Source organism: Chryseobacterium vrystaatense (genome assembly GCF_000737765.1).
Lineage (GTDB): Bacteria > Bacteroidota > Bacteroidia > Flavobacteriales > Weeksellaceae > Chryseobacterium > Chryseobacterium vrystaatense.
Genome location: NZ_JPRI01000018.1, coordinates 1 through 729 on the forward strand (window position 1 = coordinate 1; position 729 = coordinate 729).

Genomic DNA, 729 nt, shown 5'->3' on the forward strand with positions numbered 1-729 from the left:
ATAGGTGTAAAGGCAGTAATGTCATAGCCGAGTAGTACTAATTACCCGTAGATTTATAGCCTATGGTTGCTGTATACAAGTCTTTTATGCGCAGTAAAGGTTTTGTCTTTGTGATTGTTTTTATCGATTAAAACCAGATTATCTGATGTACATTATTTAATGTATATATTTTGGATATTCTTATATACCTAATTTAGGGTGGTTTTAGCGGCAGGGCTCACCTGTTCCCATTCCGAACACAGAAGTTAAGCCTGCCAGCTCCGATGGTACTGCGAAAGCGGGAGAGTAGGTCGCCGCCAGTTTTTATTAAAAGTCTCATACATTATTTGTATGAGACTTTTTTTTGTTATATACCCCAACAAATCAAGTACTCAATACCCAAAAATAATATATACATTATACATTATACATTATACATTATACATTATACATTATACATTATAAAAAAAAGTAGGAATAGGAATAGGAATAGGAATAGGAATAGGAATAGGAATAGGAATAGGAATAGGAATAGGAATAGGAATAGGAATAGGAATAGGAATAGGAATAGGAATAGGAATAGGAATAGGAATAGGAATAGGAATAGAAATAGGAGTCATTCTTACTTAAAATCCCACCTGTCATATGCAAGTCTGGGATAATTTACTCTAAAAATCTTTCCTCTTACTTTGCACTAATGATCTGATAACTATTGATGTTTATAAACTCTGGAATTATCCATTTCAATTA

The 729-nt window shown here is 32.6% G+C and carries 1 protein-coding gene and 1 rRNA gene; one reads left to right on the forward strand and one right to left on the reverse strand.

The features are described from left to right. Window positions 1-194: 194 nt before the first annotated feature. Window positions 195-302 (forward strand): 5S ribosomal RNA (gene rrf / locus IW16_RS25490). 129 nt (window positions 303-431) lie between these two features. On the opposite strand, the gene IW16_RS26410 is transcribed toward rrf, so the two are convergent. Beyond that, complete coding sequence (locus IW16_RS26410) at window positions 432-599, reverse strand: hypothetical protein (RefSeq protein ID WP_165572044.1); 168 nt, start codon at window positions 597-599, stop codon at window positions 432-434. Between the last annotated feature and the right edge of the window lie 130 nt (window positions 600-729).